Raw genomic sequence first — 17,288 nt, 5'->3', positions numbered from 1 at the left:
TTCGGCACGGTAAGGCGACGCGGCGACGTGAGGCAACCACATATCGGACCGTCACGCGAACGCGGCGACGCCGTCACCGGTGGGTGGCGAAGAACGCGCGGATGTCGTCGGCGAGCACCTGCGGTTCCTCCTGCGCGGCGTGGTGGCCGCCCTTGGCGTACTCGTTCCAGCGCACGACGGCGCCGTGGTCGCGTTCGGCGAGCGGGCGGATCGAGGGGAAGAAGTCCTCGGCGAAGCAGGCCACTCCCAGCGGGAAGGACGACCGCTCGGCGGGCGGTCTGCGCCCGTGATAGCCGACCAGGGCCGAACTGCCCGCGCTGTCGGTCAGCCAGTGGATCGTGGCGTTGGTGAGGATGTAGTCGTCGCTCACCCCTTCGCCGAAGAGCTGCAGGTTCCAGGCCAGCTGCCCGGCCGGAGAGTCGGCGAGCGCGTGCGCGAGGGTCTGCGGCCGGGTGGCCTGAAGGGTCAGATAGGCGCTTCCCCCGGCCATGAAGCGCTCCAGGGCGGCGAGTCTCCCCTGGTCGTCCGGCCCCAGCGCGGCCCGCTCGGCCGGATCGCCGGAGGGCAGCGAGAAGACCTGGGTGACGTGCACTCCGGCGACGCGGGGCTGGTCCAGGCGTCCCAGCTCGATGGAGACCAGGGAGCCGACGTCGTTGCCGTGCGCGCCGTAGCGCTCGTATCCGAGCCTCCGCATCAGTTCCGCCCACGCCGCGGCGACCCGGCGGCGGTCCCAGCCGGGCTCCCCCGGCGCGCCGGAGAACCCGAAGCCGGGCACCGAGGGGACGACCAGGTGGAAGGCGTCGCTCAGCCTTTCGATCAGCGGCAGATACTCCACGACCGACATGGGCCAGCCGTGGGTGAGGATGAGCGGAAGGGCGTCCGGCCGGGACGAGCGGATGTGCAGGAAGTGCACGTCGAGACCGTCGATCTCGGTCGTGAACTGCGGATGGGCGTTGATCCGCCGCTCCCAGAGGCGCCAGTCGTAGCCGTCACGCCAGTACTCGACCAGCCGTCGCACACGTTCGACGGGCACGCCGAGCCCGGCACCGGGCAGGGAACGGGTGAAACGTGTCCTGACCAGGCGGTCGGTCAGCTCGTCCAGGCTCGCCTGGGGAATCTCCACACGGAAGGGGCGCGTCATGACCGGGCCGTCTCGTCCAGCACCCGGGCCAGCTCGACCGGCCTGGTGATCATCGGCCAGTGCCCGGAGTCCAGGACGACCATGTCATGGTCCGGAAGGTCCGGCGGGTCGCCCGGGTCACCCGCGCAGACGATGTAGGTACGCGGCAGTTTCCGCACCGCGCCGAGGTCGTCCGGCGCCGGGTCCTGGAGGGTGCCGACCGGCTGGCCGACACCGCGGGCACGCAGCCACGCGAAGTCCTCGGCGGTGAGTCCGTGGTCGCCGAAGTTGGCGTCGATGATCTCGTCGCTCATCACGGAGATCCGCCCGTCCTGGACGGTCTCCATGATGGCCTCGACGGTGGAGGCGGGGATGATGTCGAACAGGCTTCTGCCCGGCTCGGGCAGGGAGGCGGCGACGTAGACCACCCGGGCGATCCGGTCGGGGATCGCGTTGGCGGCGATCGTGGCCGGGGCTCCGCTGTAGGAATGCGCCACGAGCACCACCTCCCTCAGGTCGGCGTACTCGATCGCGGCCGTGATGTCACGGGCGTGGGTGGTGAGCGTCGTGGCAGGCGAGCCCAGGTGGGCGCGGTCGCCGAAGCCGGTGAGCGTCAGCGGGTGCACCTGGTGGCCGTGTGCGGTCAGCAGCGGCGTGACCCGCTCCCAGGCCCACGCGCCGAGGAACGAACCGCCGACAAGAACGATGGTCGACACCTGGTCGACTCCTTTCGATCGATCTCCTGTGGCACAACGCTAGGGCGGATTGTGGACGATTTCTGCCCTCATTAGGATCGGGTTCATGTCCCGTCCGGCAACCCGTGTCCTGGCGCTGTTGGAGATCCTCCAGGACCGCGGCCTGGTGCCCGCCGACGAACTGGCCCGGCGCCTGGCCGTCGACGCACGTGCCGTCCGCCGGTACGTCACGGCCCTGCGCGACATGGACATCCCCGTCGAGTCGGTCCGTGGCCGTTACGGCGGCTACCGGCTCGCGCACGGCGTGCGCCTGCCGCCCCTGATGCTCTCCGACGACGAGGCGGTGGCCGTCGCCGCCGCGCTGGTCACCGGCAGGCACGAATCGGTGGGCGAGCCGGGCCCGGCCGACCGGGTGCTGGTCAAGCTCAACCGCGTCCTGCCCGCCGCGTTACGCCGGCGTGTCACCGCGCTGGTCTCCTCGACCTCCGCGACGACGGGCCCGCTGACCCCGGACCCGCACCTGGTCCTGACGCTGGCCGCGGCCGTCCACGCGCGTCACACCGTACGGATCGAGCACACCCGCGGCGCGCGTGAGGTGGACCCCTACGGGCTCGTCGTGCACGGGCGCCGCTGGTATCTGGTCGGGCACGACCACCTGCGCGACGCCGTCCGCATGTACCGCCTGGACAGGATCGGCGCCGCCGCGGAACTGCCCGCCCGGTTCACCCCTCCCGAGGGGTTCGACCCCACCGACCACGTCATGCGGACGATGACGCTCGGGGCCTGGACCCACCGCACCGAGGTGTGGATGGACACCGACCTTGAAACCGCACGCGACCGGCTGCCCGCCCCCTTCGGCGACCTGTACCCCTGCCCGGAAGGCGGGGTTCTCCTGGTCAGCGGGGCCGAGGACCTGAAGGCCATGGCGCGCGTCCTGACCGGTCTGCCCTGGTCCTTCACCGTCAGGAACCCGCCCGCCCTGGTCACGGCGCTCACCGAGCATGTCGCCTCCCTCGCCCAGGCCGTGGCCCGCTCCCAGTCGTAGAAGGTCACGGCCCCGTACGGCACTCGCGGGTTGTCCGGCGGACGAGAGCGGCGTCGGCGAACCGCTCAGGCCGGAGTGTCAGCGGCTCTCGACGGCCATCCGCAGGCCCAGGGCGATGAGGACCGTGCCGCTGACCGCTTCCAGCCTGCGCCGGATCGCCGGGCGGCGAAACCACGCCCCGGCCCGTCCGACCACGGCCGCCAGTGCCAGGTACAGGACGATCTCGATGGCCACCTGGACCGCGGCCAGCAACGAGGTCGTGGCGAACAGCGGCCGGTCGGCGGGTACGAACTGGGGATAGAAAGCGATCATGAAGGCGGCGATCTTCGGGTTGGCCAGCATCACGACCGCCCCCTCACCGAACGCCTTCCACCAGGACGGCGACGATCCGGGCCCAGGCTCCTCCGCCACCGTCTCCCCGGCCCGCGCACCGCGCCACGCCGTACGCCAGGCCCTGAAGCCGAGGTACAGCAGGAAGCCGCCGCCCACCACGCGCAGGATCAGGTAGGCCACCTCGGAGGCAGCGACGAGGGCGGTGAGCCCGGTGGCGGCGAGCAGTGCCCACGCGTACAGGCCCGCCTCCAGGCCCAGCACCGTGGGCACCGCGCCGGAGAAGCCGTGCAGGGCCGCGCGCCGCAGGATCAACGCCATCGCGGGCCCCGGTGAGGCGGAGATCAGCATGACGGCGAGGACGAAGGCGGGCAGCGAGGAGAGGAGGTCCATGGAGGGCATGATGATCGTCCATGTATCGCCCGTTCAACGGATTTAGTGCCATATACAGGTTTCTGCCAGGACCTCGTCAACGGCCGGGAAGACGACGGCGGGAACACTCTTTACCCCCTTGGAGTGGGCGTCCTCCCCTGCGGGGGAATCGTTTCATGGCGGGTTCTTTCGGGACCCGACCTGCGCTGATCAGCACCACCGCTGAGAAGGCAGAGTGCGAACGGGGGTAGGGATCATGACCGTTTCCAGCGCTCCGATGAACCTCACCCGAGCCGCCCACGTTGGGATCTCGGTCTCGGACCTGGACGCGTCGATCGCGTTCTACAGGGCCCTCACCGGACGGGAGCCCGTCGTCGCGGACGAGACCATGCACAGTGTGCCCTTCGGCGAGGCACAGGGGCTGCCCGTCGCGAAGCTGCGGTACGCCACGTTCAATCTCGACAACGTCGGCATCGACCTCATCCAGTTCCAGGACCCGGTCGGGGAGCGGACGAACGGGGCGGCGAACCGTCCGGGCTCGATGCATCTGTGCTTCAAGGTCGACGACTTCGACGCGGTGTACAGGCGTATGAAAGAGGCCGGGTACGACTTCCTCGGCGAGGACTACACGTTCATCGCGGGCGAGGTCACTCCTGACGCGGCACTCGGCACCCAGGTCGCCTACTTCAACGATCCTGACGGCACCAATCTGGAGATCATCCGGCCCAAGGGAGGTTTCTCCAACTGAGACCGCCGATCCGGCCAGGCCGGTCCGGCCGGATCCGGGAGCGGCCGTGGATCAGCTCCTCGTCCGGGACGGGGCCAGGCGAAGGAAGGCGGCGTAGGCCAGCAGCACCAGCACGACCGCGTCGATCGTCAACGTCACCAGCGACCGCACCACCAGCCCGGCGCCCACCGTCACGATCAGCCCGGCCGCCAGCACTCCCATCGCCGCCGGCAGCGCCAGCCGTACTCCCAGGCCCGGCTGGGACACCGGTTCGCTCAACGGCCTGCGCCACAGCCACCAGCAGGCCGAGCCCAGCGCCGTCAGGGTGATCAGCGAACCGACCAGGTGCACCCCCTCGGACTCCATCAGCACCACGTCCCCGGCGGCGAGCAGCCACTCGTCCACCAGGCGGTCCCACAGCAGGTGGGTGGCGATTCCGACGGCGGCGGCCACCGGCCACCATGCCCAGTGCGCCGCCTGTCCCCGGCCGCGGCGCCCCATCCTGCGGGCCAGCGCCTGGGGCAGCAGGGCGCGGACCGGGGTGGCGCACACCGTGATCAACCCGGCCAGGATCAGCGCCATGACCAGGTCGAAGACCATCGACCCCGTCTCCATCCGGTGGGTCTGCCCGGCGTCCCGCAGCGGGGACCATGGCGCGGAGACCGGAACGAGCGCATCGGTGAGCCCGTAGGGGACGAAGTAGGGAAGGTCGGGGACCATCGCTCCTGCGGCCAGCGCCGCCGGCGGCAGGAACCGGCGCAACGGGATCGCGACAACAGGATGAATAAGGGTAAAAGGCACGAAATGGCACACTATCGGCCATGGCGGGGTGGTGTTGACAATGGTCATGAGCCCCCGGTGGGCGCCGGACCATCGGTCCGCCCGCGGGTCTGCAGGTCCCACAGCCGGACCGTGCCGTCCTCGTCACCGCTGAGCAGTACCTGGTCGCCGTTCATCGTGCCCGCCGCGAGCGCGGTCACCGCCGTCCCGGGTCGAACGGCCATCTCCGCCAGGACCGCACCGTCGGAGGGATCCCGTAGCTGGATCGGAGCCCCGGCGACCCGGCCCGTGACAAGGACGGGTCGCCGGCCGTCCAGGGCCACGGTGAACGAGGGGAAGGAGAAGAGCCGGGCGTCCTCCTGCCGGTTCTCGACGGACGGGCCGAGCTCCTGCCGCCTTTCGAGATCCCACCGTCTCAGGCCGTAGTCGGAGCCCGTGACGAGGGTGGGCCGCCCGTCGAGGGTGAGCACCTGGAACCGGTCGAAGCTCTCGGCCTCCTGCCTGGCGGGCAGGACAGCACCGGTCCTGTGACGTGTGGTGAGATCCCACAGCTGCGCGTGGCCGGGGTCGTCCCCGTGGTTGTCGACGGCGACGACGAGGATCGGCCGGGAGCGCACCCGCGCCGACGCCAGCGCCGTGATCGCCGTGCCCGCGCCGGTGTCCAGGCTCCCGGCGGACGTGCCCGAGGTCAGGTCCCAGATCCGGACCCGGCCCCGGCGGTCGCCGGTGAACAGTGCGGGAGCCCCCCGAAGGGCGCCGAAGGCGAACGCGGAGACAGGTGCGGGAACGTGGAGCAGCTCCCTGCGGGTGTCCAGATCCCACAGGCGCCCGCCGTACCCGCCGGCGGTGAAGACCACCGACCGGCCGTCCAGCTCGGCGACGGCGGCGCGGTCGCCGGGCAGCGGCCCCGCGGCGGGTTCCAGGGTGGGCAGCCACCGGACCCTGACCAGCCCGTCGGCCCCGGCGGTGACGGCCACGTCCCTGCCCCGCGACCTGCCGAAGGCCACTGTCCGGACGGCGGATCGGACAGCGGCCCGGCCTCCGGTGCTCGCCCGCGGACCGTCCTCTGGCGCATGTGTCCTGGAGGGCGTCGTGATCACGGAGGAGCACCCGGCGAGGCCGGCGGCGCAGACCCCGGTGACCACGGCGGCGACGATCGATCGCCGGAGCGGCAGTCTGGGCATGCCCCTTTCTCCCAGACGGAGGTCCCACGGGCAACAGGACCCCGCTGTTCGCACCACCGGTTCCTGTACGGACTTGTACGGATAATTCGGCCGGGCTTTCACCGGTCGCGGCGCCTCGTCAGCGTGGTTCCGGCAACGCCCCGTCACGGAGCGCACAACTCCGTACGAGCAGAGAGGAACCCCCGTTGTCCAGAGCCATCAGGACCGTGGTCGCCGCCACGGCGCTGTCCTGCGCCCTCGCGCTGACGGTCACCGCCGCCAACGCCGTGCCCAGCTCCCAGAACGGCACGCAGACCAGCGCGCAGTTCTTCGCCGGGGAGAGCGCTCCCTGGACCGCCCAGACGATCGGGGCCTGGGGGAACATCCCGACGGCGTCCGTCAACGTCACCGTGCCCGCGGGGACGACCCGGTTCGTCGACGCCCGCTTCACCGCCGAGTCTCTCTGCGTCGGCGACCCCAGCGCGTGGTGCTCCGTGCGCGTCGTCGCGGTCAACTCCGCGGGAACGACCATCGAGCTGCAGCCGGTCACGAGTACGGACTACAGGTTCGACACCCCCGGCGGCGCCGAGGAGGCGCACGCCCTTGAGCGCTTCTCCCCCTCGCTGGGCCCCGGGACCTACACCGTCCGGGTGCAGGCCCTGCGCATCACCGGTATCACCCAGTTCACCCTGGACGACTACGCGTTCGTGGTCGGCCTCGTCGAGCCCTGAGGTGTGAGGGAACGGCACCGGCCATCGGTGTCCCCGCGGTCAGGTGTGCGCCGCGAGGACCGCGTGGTGGTCGGTGCCCTCCGGCCCGTCGGGATCGGTGTGCACGGTGGCCGCCCGCAACCGGGGCAGCTCGTGGATGAGGTGGTGTTCGGCCTCGACCGCCACCGCGTGCGCCCGCACCAGCGACAGTTCGTGACCGACCACGATGTCGACCTCCGCGCGCAACGCGTGCCCGATCCAGCGCAGCCGTATCGAGCCGACACGCTTCACACCCGCGACCCGGGCGACGATCTGCTCGGCCTGTTCGACCAGGGAGGGATCGACCGCGTCCATCAGCCGGTGGTAGACCTCCCGGGCCGCGTCCCTCAGCACGAAGCAGATCCCCACCGTGATCAGCAGGCCGACGACCGGGTCGGCGAGCGGCCAGCCGAGCGCGGCGCCGCCCGCGCCGAGGAGGACGGCCAGGGAGGTGAAGCCGTCGGTACGGGCGTGCAGGCCGTCGGCCACCAGGGCGGCCGAGCCGATCTCACGGCCGACCCTGATCCGGTAACGGGCCACCCACTCGTTGCCGAGGAAACCGACCACGCCCGCGACGGCCACCCAGCCGAGCGCCTGGACGTTCTCGGGGACGATCAGGCGCCTGATCGCCTCATAGGCGGCCATGCCCGCCGAGGCGGCGATCAGGATCACGATGACGATCCCGGCCAGGTCCTCCGCCCGGCCGTACCCGTAGGTGAACCGGCGCGTGGCCGCCCGCCGTCCCAGCGAGAAGGCGATCGCCAGCGGGACGGCGGTCAGCGCGTCGGCGACGTTGTGCAGGGTGTCGCCCAGCAGCGCCACCGACCCCGAGGCCGCCACGATCACCGCCTGGACCAGCGCGGTCACCATGAGCACGGCGAAGGAGATCGCCAGCACACGCATGCCACGGGTACTGGACTCCAGCGCCACGTCGGTTTTGTCGGCGCTGTCGTGACTGTGCGGGATGAAGGCGTGCCTGGCGCGGGCAAGCAGTCCACGACTCCCGCCATGCCCGTGGCCGTGGCCGTGGCCGTGACCGTGGGGATGGTGGTGCGGCTCGTGGGGGGTGGTGTGATCGCTCACGACAGCTCCAGTCTGTGCGAATCGGGGTGAGCCGGTTGGACGGCGGACCGCCCATCCCTCATTATGTGCAGATGAGCGCACGCATGCACCTATCAGGTGCGCATGACTCGCAAGAGCGTGACCAGGGCGAACGTCTGGCCGTCGCCGCCGACATCCTGTCCCTGCTGGCCGACCGCACCCGCCTGGCCCTGCTGCGGCGGCTGTCAGAAGGCGAGGCGGACGTGACGACGCTCACCGCCGCCTGCGACCTCGCCCGCCCGGCGGTCAGCCAGCACCTGGCCCGCCTTCGCCTGGCCGACCTGGTCACCACCCGAAAGGAGGGCCGCCGCGTGATCTACGCTCTGCGTCACGGACACCTGCGGCGTCTGGTGGACGAGGCGCTCAACGCCGCCGACCACCAACTCGGGCACCTTCCCCCACACGACTGAACGTGCCCCCGAACCACCTCGCCGCCCGGGAACCACGCCGGGCGTGAAATAGTTCAGGGCGTGGCGGATATCCGAATCGAGTGGCCGGACCCGGAGGGCCAGGAGATCGTGGAGCGTCTGTTCGCCGTGGCGGCGGCCCTGCGCGCGAACTTCGAGGAGACCGCCGCCCATGTCGGGCTCACCGTTCCGCAGGCCCAAACACTGATCCACCTCCAGGAGCCCCAGCGCATGGGAGGGGTGGCCGCCCATCTGCGCTGCGAGCCGTCCCACGTGACCGCGATCGCCGACTCCCTCGAACGGAGCGGCTTCCTACGCCGGGAACCGGACCCCGAGGACCGCAGGGCCAAGCGGCTTCTCCTCACAAGCCGTGGACACCAGCTCAGGGACCGCCTCCTGGCCCGCCTGTTCGAAAACGCGCCGATCATCTCGGTGCTCGACGCCGGCCAGCGGACCGAGTTGCTCTCGCTGCTGCGCACGGCCCAGTCGGCGACCGGACCCGGCACCCGGAACTGAGCCCCGGAGGGGCCCGCCTCCACGGTTGGCCCGGCACCGCCGGGCGGTGTCATCGCTGCCTGGAAGCCGTTCGTCCTTGACGTGGCGAGACCCTTTGGCCCTGGTGGGCCCCCCGCCGCCATGCGAGAAACAACTTCTGATAGAAAACAGTTCAATCATTGAAGTAATTTCCGTGAGGAGATCGCGGCCATGTTCATCGCCACCGCCGTCCTGTCCGTCCTGCTGGCCCTCGCCTTCGCCGGAGCCGGCTTCCCGAAGGCCTCCGGCAAGGAGGAGATGGCCGCCCAGCTCGGCAGACTCGGCGTGTCCGCCGGGTTCATGCGCGTCATCGGCGCGCTGGAGATCATCGGAGCCGTCGGCCTGATCGCCGGGCTGTGGGTCGGAGTCCTCGGCGTGGCGGCGGCGATCGGCCTGGCGCTCCTCATGGCCGGCGCCGTCGCCACCCACGTCAAGGCCCGTGACGCCGCCAAGGGCAGCCTGCCCTCCCTGGTCCTGCTGGTGCTCAGCGCGGTCACGGCCGCCCTTGGCCTGGCCGCCCTCTGAGTCCTCCTCCGCGCGGAGCGCCCACCCGTCCTCGTTTTCCTCGGAAGCACCCCCGGCGGTTCGGAGCGCGGGCCGGAGAACACCGCGGTGGCCGTCGGAACGGATGGCCAAGACCGTCTCCCGGAGGGTCTGGGGACGTCGAAATGTAAAGCACACCTTCCATAAGGTCATGGACACTTTACTTCATGGAAGGTGTGCTTTACATTCGTTCCATGGCAAACCAGATACAGCAGGACCAGCTGACACGTGCGGCCCGGCGCGCCGTGTTCATCGACGGCATACCCGTGTCCACTTTGGGGGTGATCGCCCTGGCCTTCGGCAGCAACCCCGACCAGAGCACCGCCCAGAAGGCCTGGTGGATCGCGACCACCATCGTGTTCACCCTCGCGATCGCCTGGGTGCTGCTGCGTGCGTTCCGGCGCGCGGACGAATACCTGCGCAGGATCCAGCTGGAGAGCATGGCCGTCGCGTTCGCCGCGGTCCTCGTGGCACTGCAGGTGGCCACCCTGCTCGACGCCGCGGGTGTCGTACGGCTCCAGCAGCTCGCGCAGGTGATCCTTCTCGGCGGTGTGGCGACATGGCTGCTGATCGCGGACCTGCGCACCCGCCTGAACCGGTGACGGCCCACCATGAAGAACCGACTGCGCGAACTGCGTGCGGCCCGCCGATGGAGCCAGGCCGACCTGGCCGACCGGTGCGAGGTCTCCCGGCAGGCCATCAACGCCATCGAGACCGAGCGGTACGACCCCAGCCTGCCCCTGGCCTTCACCATCGCCGATGTCTTCGGCCTGACCATCGAGGAGATCTTCCAGCCCGACCGACCGGAAGCGACGGACAACCCGCTCTGACGCCGAGTCCTTTCAAAAGGTCAGGTGGCGCGGGTTCCGCGGCTCCTCGGCGGTTTCGAGGTCGCCGGGACATCGACGCCGGGTTGGCCTCCCCACGGCTTGAGCATGTCGCATGACGACCGGGAGGGCGTTTCCGGTTCCTGTTGTCCGATGAGGTGGATGCGGTGACGGTAATCGATCGGAGAGATCTCGTAGGCGGCGCGAAAAAGACGACTGAAGTGCGCGTTGTTGGCGAATCCCCAGCGAGCGGCGATGGCGTGGACGGGCCGGAGCCGCAGAGCGGGGTCGGCCAGGTCATGGCGGCAGCGTTCCAGGCGGCATGAGCGGATCCAGGCGGCCACACTCAGCCCCTGATCCTGAAAAAGCCGGTGCAGGTAACGAACGGAGATCTGGTGTGCCGCGGCGATGCCCGCGGGGCACAGCTCCGGGTCACTCAGATACCGCTGGATGAACGCGTGGATGCGTGCCCGCAACATCTGACGGGGCGACTCGGTCTTCGGGAAGGAGCCTGCTTCGAGGATGTGAGCGCAGGTCGCGGCGACCAGGTCCAGGGTGATCATGGACAGCCGGGTGGCGTCGGCCGCGCTGCAACTGGAGGTGTGCCGGGCCAGCTCAAGGATGTGCCGGCGCAACAGGGCGCCGACCCCGGCCGAGCAGGGCAGGTTTCGACCGGCGAGCCGTACCAGAGAGTCGGCGGGCAAGGGCATCAGCACCTTGGGGATGCACAGGATCACGATCTCGGCACCACCGGTCACGTCGGCCAGCAGGTGGATGTGGAAGGGCTGGGTGGTGTCGTGGAACAGCAGGTCCCCCGGGCCCGCGATCACCTGCCGACTCCCCAGATCCAGCTGCTCGGCGCCGCGCAGGGGCAGCGAGAGGCAGTACGTCCCGGGGGCCGAGCGGCGGATCAGCGTGTCGGCGCGCCAGACCTGCGACGGCGGGAACGAAAGCCATGACAGGTGCAACGCCCCGAGACCGATCCGGCGCACGACGGCGTGGGACGCCTCTTCGTGGTCGCCGAGGACGACCGCGGGAGGCCGTCCGCCGACCGTTTCCCGGTGCCGGACGAAACGGCCGGCGGATGGTTCGTGGTCACGGAAAACAGGCTCGGAATTCACCGTGGAAGTCGTTAGCTGCCCGCCGCACTCGTCGAGGCGCAAGAAAGCCTCCAGCTCGTTCTTCGGAAGACGTGTCTTTTCCTTTCTCGACCATAGGTAGCCGCCGGAGAGGTTGTTGCGCAGGTCAGGCCCCGGTGCGCAACAAAAAGAATCCGATCGGCGCAGGCCGCAATTCTCTGACGGGCGCACCCGAAACCACGCAGCCGATCCGGTGAAGGCACGCCACGGTTGCCGCTATTTCTCGGCCTGAGTTAATTTGACGGCTCGGTCGACCTCTCGGCGCCGAGGCGGAGGGAGCACTGGATGGGCCGGAGTGAGACTCCCCTGGATCCCACCGCGGGGGTGGTCCAACGTTTCGCCTACGAGCTCCGTAAACTGCGGCAGGAGGCGGGTGGTCCCACCTACCGGGAAATGGCCGACCGGGCGGGATATTCGGTCAGCGTGCTGTCGCGGGCGGCGTCCGGGCAGCGGCTGGCGTCCTGGCCTGTGGTGGAGGCCTACGTACGCGCCTGTGGCGGAGACGTGGCCGACTGGCGGACGCGCTGGCGGCAGGCGGCCGAAGAACACGCCTCCCCCGCCGCCGGTGAGGAGGAGCGGGCCGCACCGTACCAGGGGCTGACGCACTACGACGTCGGCGACCGTGACCGCTTCTTCGGCAGGCAACGGTTGCTGGACCAGGTGACAGGAATGCTGGAGCGGCGGCGTCTGGCCGCGGTGTTCGGCCCGTCGGGCAGCGGCAAGTCCTCGCTGCTACGCGCCGGCCTGATCCCCGCCGCCCGGTACGGTGCCCTGGGCGAACCTGTGCCGGCCGTCGTGACGCTCACTCCCGGTGCCCACCCGATGCGTGAGCACGCCGGCACCTTCACCGCCTTCACCGGGGGTGAGCTGGTGGTGGTCGACCAGTTCGAGGAACTGTTCACCCTGTGTTCGGACGTGGCCGAGCGGGTCGCGTTCATCGACCTGCTGCTGGCGACGGCCGGACCGGGCGGTGGGCGGGTGGTCCTCGCGGTGCGGGCCGACTTCTTCGGCCGTTGCGCCGAGCATTCCACTCTCGCCGAGGCCCTGCAGGGCTCGACGGTGCTGGTCGGGCCGATGAACCGGCAGGAGTTGCGGGAGGCGATCGTCAAACCGGCCGCCGCCGCCGGGCTGATCGTGGAACGCGCCCTGACCGACCGGATCATCGAGGACGTGGCGGGAGAGGCCGGTGGGCTGCCGCTGATGTCACACGCGCTGCTGGAGACCTGGCGACGCCGCCGTGGCACTCTGCTGACCCTGGAAGGCTACGAACGGGCCGGCGGAGTGCACGGGGCGATCGCCGCCACCGCCGAGCAGGTTTACACGCACCTGTCTCCCGAGCAGGCCGACCAGGCCAAGCGGGTGCTGCTGCGGCTGGTCAGCCCGGGTGAGCAGGCGGCCGACACCCGCTGCCCGGTCTCCTACGAGGACTTCGACCATGTCGCACACCCCGAAGGGGTGCTGGAACGGCTCGCCCGGGTCCGGCTGGTGACGCTGCACGACGACCACGTCGAACTGACCCACGAGGCGCTGATCACCTCCTGGCCGCGGCTGCGCGCCTGGATCGATCAGGAGCGTGAGCTGCTGCGCCTGCGGCGGCGTCTGGGTGAGGCCGCCGCTCTCTGGAACGAGCACGGCCGGGACGCCGGTGTCCTGTACCGGGGAACGCGCCTGACCGCCGCCAAGCCGTTGCTGAGCCACCCCGACGACCTCACCGTCGCCGAGCAGGCCTTCCTGCGCGCCTCCGTGCAGGCGGCGGAGTCGGCCGACCGCGCCACCGCCCGGCGCAGGCGGCTGGCGCGGCTGGCGGTGGCCGCGCTGGCCGTCCTGGCCATCGTGGCCTCGGGCGCCGCCGTGTCCGCGGTCGCCGCGGCCCGTCAGGTCGACGCCCGTGGCCGCGAGATCCTGGCCCAGCTCGTCGCCAAAAGAAGTGACGAACTGGCCGCGACGGACCCGGCCCTGTCCGGGCTGCTGGCCGCCGCCTCCTGGCGTTTCGCCTCCACCGCCGAGGCCCGCTACGACATGCTGACCATGCTGACCGGTTCCCTGGACGGAGTTCTGAGAAACCCCACCGGCGCCGTCACCACCGTGGTCTTCAGTCCCGACGGCCGCCTGCTGGCCACCGCCGGCGCCGACGGGAGCGTTCAGCTGTGGCAGTTCGCCTCCCATCAGCTCGTCTCCACCTTGTTCGTCGGCCCCGCCCGCTACGGCGCTGTCCTCACGATGGCCTTCAGCCCGGACGGCCGCCTGCTGGCCACCGCCGGCGTCGGTGAGGACGTGCGGCTGTGGGAGGTCGCCACCCGTCGCCTGGTCGGGACCCTGCCCACCAGTCACACCACCGTCGTCACCACCATGCAGTTCAGCCGGGACGGTGTCCGGCTGAACACCGCCGACGACGAGGGAGGCGTCCAGGTGTGGGACGTCGTCGCTCGCCGTCCGGTCGCCACTTTGCCCATCACCTCTGCTCGCGGCGCCGTCATGGTGGCCTTCAGCCCCGACGGCACCACCGTTTCCGCCAGTTACCTTGATGGGGCACGCGTACAGCGCTGGGATCTGGCCACTCGCCGCATGAAGGGCCCGATGTTCGACGGCGACGTCGGAATGTCCCCTCGGGTGAGGTTCAGCGCCGACGGCGCCGTCGCCGCCACCTTCGGGATGGCGAGTCCGAGTGTGCGGTTATGGGACGCCGCCACCGGCAGCCCGGTCGGCCGTCCCCTGCCGACGGGCTACACCGGCGACCTGGCACTCAGCTCGGACGGCGCCATGCTGGCCGTCGTCGACGAAGGCGGCAGACGCATCCGGCTGTGGGACGCCCGTACCCAGAGGCCCGTCGGCGTTCCGTTGAGCGGACACACCGGCCCGATCGCGAACATCGCGTTCAGCCCGAGCGGCGGCATCCTGGCCAGCGTCAGTGATGACGGCACCATCCGGTTGTGGAACACCGCGACATTCCACGAGATCAGCGGCCTTCCATCCGGTCACACCCTCGATGTCACCGCCGTGGCCTTCAGCCCGGACAGCCGTCTGCTGGTCAGCGGTGGAACCGACAAAACCTTCCGCCTGTGGGACGTCACGACGCGCCACCTGAGCGGCTCCCCCGTGACCGGCTCCGCCAGCGGTATCGCCACACTGGCGTTCAGCCCTGACGGTCGTCTGCTGGCGACCTCCGGCAGCGACGCGAACGTTCACCTCTGGGACGCCGTCACCCGCCAACCGGTCGGTGCTCTCGCCCTTGGCAACTCCGAAAGTGTGGTGAACTCGGTCGCCTTCAGCCCTGACGGTCGTCTGCTGGCGGCGGGGAACTGGCGCGGCGTCATCCGGCTGTGGGACGTGGCCTCCCATCTCCCGGTGGGCGCTCCCCTCGTGAGGGGAAGCAGGCCGGTGAACTCGGTCGCCTTCAGCCCTGACGGTCGTCTGCTGGCGGCGGGGAACTGGCGCGGCGTCATCCAGTTGTGGGACGTGGCCTCCCAGCTTCCGGTCGGTGCTCCTCTGGAGGGGCACAACGGTCCGGTGAACTCGGTCGCCTTCAGCCCCGACGGTCGCCTACTGGCCACGGGCGGGCAGGACAGGACCATCCGGCTGTGGGACATGGTCACCCGCCTCCCGGTCGGTGCTCCTCTGGAGGGGCACAACGGTCCGGTGAACTCGGTCGCCTTCAGCCCCGACGGTCGCCTACTGGCCACCGGTGGGGAGGACAGGACCATCCGGCTGTGGGACATGGCCACCCGCAGGCCGATCGGCACTCCCCTGTCCGGTCACAGCCGTGCCGTCCGCACGGTCGCCTTCAGCCCCGACGGTCGCCTGCTGGCCACCGGTGGGGAGGACAGGACCATCCGGCTGTGGAAGACGGAGCTGCCCCCGGATCCGCCCGCGGCGGTCTGCGCCGCCGTGGGGCGCTCCCTCACCCGGCAGGAATGGCAGCAGTATGTTCCCGGGGAGTCGTATCAGCAGATCTGCCCTTGACGATCCGCGGACCAAGCTCTCAGCGCGGGGCGAGGACGCAGAACTCGTTGCCCTCCGGGTCGGCGAGGACCGTCCAGGGAACGTCGCCCTGGCCCACGTCGGCGGACGTCGCGCCAAGGGCCCGAAGGCGCGCGACCAGGTCCGCCCGGTGGGCGGCGGAGGCAGTCGCGAGATCGACGTGCAGGCGGTTCTTCACCGTCTTGGGTTCCGGTACGGCGACCACGTCGATGTACAGCGCGGCGGGGTCAGGATAGGCGAAGCCCACGGGTTCGACGTTGGTCACGCCGGGTCCCTCGCTGGAGACGCCCCAGCCGAGGGCCTCCGCCCAGAAGCCGCCGACCACGGAGTCATCCCGGGCGTCCATCGCAATCTGTACAAGCCTCGTCGCCATGCCGCCGATCCTACGAGGGAGGACCGGCTCAGCCGGAGTGCAGGACCCGGAGGCGACCGGGTTCCGCCGGGTCCCGGTCGACGATCTGGACCGGTGCCCAGACCCACTGCCGGACGCTGATGCCCGGGGTGCGGGAGAACCGGATCCACCCACGGGTGCCCTCGACCGCGACGTGCGGCCATGCTTCGGCGACACGTGCCCGGTCCGTGCCGTGGGACCGCAGCGCGTCGGCGAGGACGGCGATCGTGTCGTAGCCCTCGAAGGCCACGAAGGAGGGTGCTTCGGCCAGCCGTTCGCGAAGGGCCGTCTCGACGCGTGCGCCGAGCGGGCTGAGGACTTCGGGCAGGTAGCGCAGGAAGGGGATCGCGACGCCGTCGTCGCCCAGCAGCGTCGCCCACTCGGCGGACTCAGGTTGCCCGGCCGGAGCGCCGATCATGATCTCGCCGAGGCGCGGGTCACGGCGGACGGACGTGACGATCGACGCCGCCGGTTCCGGGTGACCGACCAGAAGGAGAAGGGCTGTCGCGCGGTCACGGACGAGTGCGTCGCACACGGCCGCGGGGGTGAGTGCGAGCATGTCGAGTTCGGTGACGGTGCCGCCACGGGGGGCGAGGTGGTCCCGCAGGACGCGGGTCCCGGACGCCCAGTAGACACTCGGCTGGATCGCCACGGCGATCCGGCTGTGGCCCGCGCGGAGAAGGAAGTCCGCGTAGATCCGCCAGCCGTGGGACTGCGCGGGGGCCAGGCGCGCGACCCACTCCGTCGGCCGCTCGGTGAGCTCGTCGAGAACCGCCGACGAGCAGAGGAACGGCAGGCCGAGGGCGTCGGCCCTGGCCGCGGCGGCTCGGGCGACGACGCTGTGATACTCCCCCACGAGGGCGGTCACCCCCAGACCGGCCAGTTCGTCCACGGCCGCCGAGGCCTTCTGCGGATCGGCCGCGGTGTCCCTGACCACCAGTTCGAGCGGCCTTCCGGCGATGCCCCCGGCGTCGTTGACCTCGTGAACGGCCAGCTCAAGTCCGGCGACCAGGTGCCGGCCCGCCTCGACCCAGCCAGGCCGGGTCAGCGGGGCAAGAGCGCCGATCCGGATGGATGACTCGGCGGCCCGTTCCGCTCCAGATGACGACGATGACGTGTTCATGTGCTGGCGTCTCCTGTGCGGTGAGTCATTGAGCGGTTGCCTGGATCACGGAGTGGCAAGGCCTGATCGTACGCGGCGGGGCGCGCCCGGGTGATGAGGCCACCGCCGTCAGGGCCGGAACGCGTCGGCGTCGCGTGCACCAGTGTGCGAACGTCCGTGGTCCGCGTCCGAGCGGTCGTTCCACGGCGTCGGTGAGGAAAGGTCACGGTGGACCTCACCGGCAGCGGTACAACTGACCCTGGTCGGGGTGCTAGGCTGCCGTTC

Annotated in this window: 17 protein-coding genes and 1 pseudogene; 9 read left to right on the top strand and 9 right to left on the bottom strand. The window is 70.6% G+C overall.

Annotation, left to right across the window (positions count from 1 at the left end; all coding sequences use genetic code 11):
• Window positions 1–73: 73 nt before the first annotated feature.
• Window positions 74–1,141: an epoxide hydrolase family protein gene (locus ABZ470_RS20795; protein ID WP_362913017.1), complete on the bottom strand. Its 1,068-nt coding sequence runs from the start codon at window positions 1,139–1,141 to the stop codon at window positions 74–76.
• Window positions 1,138–1,836: an alpha/beta fold hydrolase gene (locus ABZ470_RS20790; protein WP_352012252.1), complete on the bottom strand. Its 699-nt coding sequence runs from the start codon at window positions 1,834–1,836 to the stop codon at window positions 1,138–1,140. The genes ABZ470_RS20795 and ABZ470_RS20790 overlap by 4 nt, the downstream gene beginning before the upstream one ends.
• Window positions 1,837–1,921: 85 nt before the next feature.
• Here ABZ470_RS20790 and ABZ470_RS20785 point away from each other — a divergent pair, with 85 nt between their 5' ends.
• Window positions 1,922–2,860 carry a YafY family protein gene (locus ABZ470_RS20785; RefSeq protein WP_362913015.1) on the top strand — a complete coding sequence of 313 codons (939 nt, stop codon included), beginning with the start codon at window positions 1,922–1,924 and terminating at the stop codon, window positions 2,858–2,860.
• Window positions 2,861–2,938: 78 nt separating this feature from the next.
• Here the strand turns inward: ABZ470_RS20785 and ABZ470_RS20780 are convergent, their stop codons facing one another.
• Window positions 2,939–3,583 (bottom strand): LysE family translocator, encoded by a 645-nt coding sequence (locus ABZ470_RS20780; RefSeq protein WP_352012250.1) that lies wholly within the window; start codon window positions 3,581–3,583, stop codon window positions 2,939–2,941.
• 235 nt (window positions 3,584–3,818) lie between these two features.
• Here ABZ470_RS20780 and ABZ470_RS20775 point away from each other — a divergent pair, with 235 nt between their 5' ends.
• On the top strand, window positions 3,819–4,310 hold the full coding sequence (locus ABZ470_RS20775) for a VOC family protein (RefSeq protein ID WP_362913013.1): 492 nt from the start codon (window positions 3,819–3,821) through the stop codon (window positions 4,308–4,310).
• A gap of 51 nt (window positions 4,311–4,361) precedes the next feature.
• On the opposite strand, the gene ABZ470_RS20770 is transcribed toward ABZ470_RS20775, so the two are convergent.
• Together ABZ470_RS20770 and ABZ470_RS20765 are read right to left on the bottom strand one after the other, a co-directional pair.
• Window positions 4,362–5,090, bottom strand: coding sequence for a DUF4184 family protein (locus ABZ470_RS20770; protein ID WP_362913011.1), 729 nt, complete (start codon window positions 5,088–5,090; stop codon window positions 4,362–4,364).
• 44 nt (window positions 5,091–5,134) lie between these two features.
• Window positions 5,135–6,253, bottom strand: a complete 1,119-nt coding sequence (locus ABZ470_RS20765; protein WP_362913009.1) for a hypothetical protein — start codon at window positions 6,251–6,253, stop codon at window positions 5,135–5,137.
• Window positions 6,254–6,438: 185 nt separating this feature from the next.
• Here ABZ470_RS20765 and ABZ470_RS20760 point away from each other — a divergent pair, with 185 nt between their 5' ends.
• On the top strand, window positions 6,439–6,963 hold the full coding sequence (locus tag ABZ470_RS20760) for a hypothetical protein (RefSeq protein WP_362913007.1): 525 nt from the start codon (window positions 6,439–6,441) through the stop codon (window positions 6,961–6,963).
• Between the two features lie 39 nt (window positions 6,964–7,002).
• Here ABZ470_RS20760 and ABZ470_RS20755 read toward each other — a convergent pair whose 3' ends face one another.
• On the bottom strand, window positions 7,003–8,064 hold the full coding sequence (locus ABZ470_RS20755; protein WP_362913005.1) for a cation diffusion facilitator family transporter: 1,062 nt from the start codon (window positions 8,062–8,064) through the stop codon (window positions 7,003–7,005).
• Between the two features lie 71 nt (window positions 8,065–8,135).
• Here ABZ470_RS20755 and ABZ470_RS20750 point away from each other — a divergent pair, with 71 nt between their 5' ends.
• The 5 genes from ABZ470_RS20750 (at window position 8,136) to ABZ470_RS20730 (ending at window position 10,396) form a co-directional block, all read left to right on the top strand.
• Complete coding sequence (locus ABZ470_RS20750; RefSeq protein WP_362913003.1) at window positions 8,136–8,492, top strand: metalloregulator ArsR/SmtB family transcription factor; 357 nt, start codon at window positions 8,136–8,138, stop codon at window positions 8,490–8,492.
• 60 nt (window positions 8,493–8,552) lie between these two features.
• Window positions 8,553–9,005, top strand: a complete 453-nt coding sequence (locus tag ABZ470_RS20745; RefSeq protein ID WP_362913001.1) for a MarR family transcriptional regulator — start codon at window positions 8,553–8,555, stop codon at window positions 9,003–9,005.
• Between the two features lie 189 nt (window positions 9,006–9,194).
• Entirely contained in the window at window positions 9,195–9,548 is a 354-nt protein-coding gene (locus ABZ470_RS20740; RefSeq protein WP_362912999.1) for a DoxX family protein, read from the top strand.
• A 212-nt stretch (window positions 9,549–9,760) separates the two neighbouring features.
• Window positions 9,761–10,168 (top strand): hypothetical protein, encoded by a 408-nt coding sequence (locus tag ABZ470_RS20735; RefSeq protein WP_362912997.1) that lies wholly within the window; start codon window positions 9,761–9,763, stop codon window positions 10,166–10,168.
• 9 nt (window positions 10,169–10,177) lie between these two features.
• On the top strand, window positions 10,178–10,396 hold the full coding sequence (locus ABZ470_RS20730) for a helix-turn-helix transcriptional regulator (protein ID WP_352012240.1): 219 nt from the start codon (window positions 10,178–10,180) through the stop codon (window positions 10,394–10,396).
• 20 nt (window positions 10,397–10,416) lie between these two features.
• Here the strand turns inward: ABZ470_RS20730 and ABZ470_RS20725 are convergent, their stop codons facing one another.
• Complete coding sequence (locus ABZ470_RS20725; RefSeq protein WP_362912995.1) at window positions 10,417–11,514, bottom strand: helix-turn-helix domain-containing protein; 1,098 nt, start codon at window positions 11,512–11,514, stop codon at window positions 10,417–10,419.
• A gap of 303 nt (window positions 11,515–11,817) precedes the next feature.
• Here ABZ470_RS20725 and ABZ470_RS20720 point away from each other — a divergent pair, with 303 nt between their 5' ends.
• Window positions 11,818–15,492, top strand: coding sequence for a hypothetical protein (locus ABZ470_RS20720; protein ID WP_362912993.1), 3,675 nt, complete (start codon window positions 11,818–11,820; stop codon window positions 15,490–15,492).
• A gap of 22 nt (window positions 15,493–15,514) precedes the next feature.
• On the opposite strand, the pseudogene ABZ470_RS20715 reads toward ABZ470_RS20720, so the two are convergent.
• Together ABZ470_RS20715 and ABZ470_RS20710 are read right to left on the bottom strand one after the other, a co-directional pair.
• Window positions 15,515–15,856: pseudogene (locus tag ABZ470_RS20715) on the bottom strand (VOC family protein); the annotation flags it as partial.
• A 55-nt stretch (window positions 15,857–15,911) separates the two neighbouring features.
• The gene (locus tag ABZ470_RS20710) at window positions 15,912–17,024 is read right to left on the bottom strand and encodes an ABC transporter substrate-binding protein (RefSeq protein WP_362912991.1); all 1,113 of its coding nucleotides are present in this window, start codon (window positions 17,022–17,024) and stop codon (window positions 15,912–15,914) included.
• Between the last annotated feature and the right edge of the window lie 264 nt (window positions 17,025–17,288).

Origin of the sequence: Streptosporangium sp. NPDC020072, from assembly GCF_040631445.1 — a bacterium.
GTDB lineage: Bacteria > Actinomycetota > Actinomycetes > Streptosporangiales > Streptosporangiaceae > Streptosporangium.
Note: the sequence above shows the minus strand (reverse complement) of the source record. Positions and strands in the feature narration are given on the sequence as shown.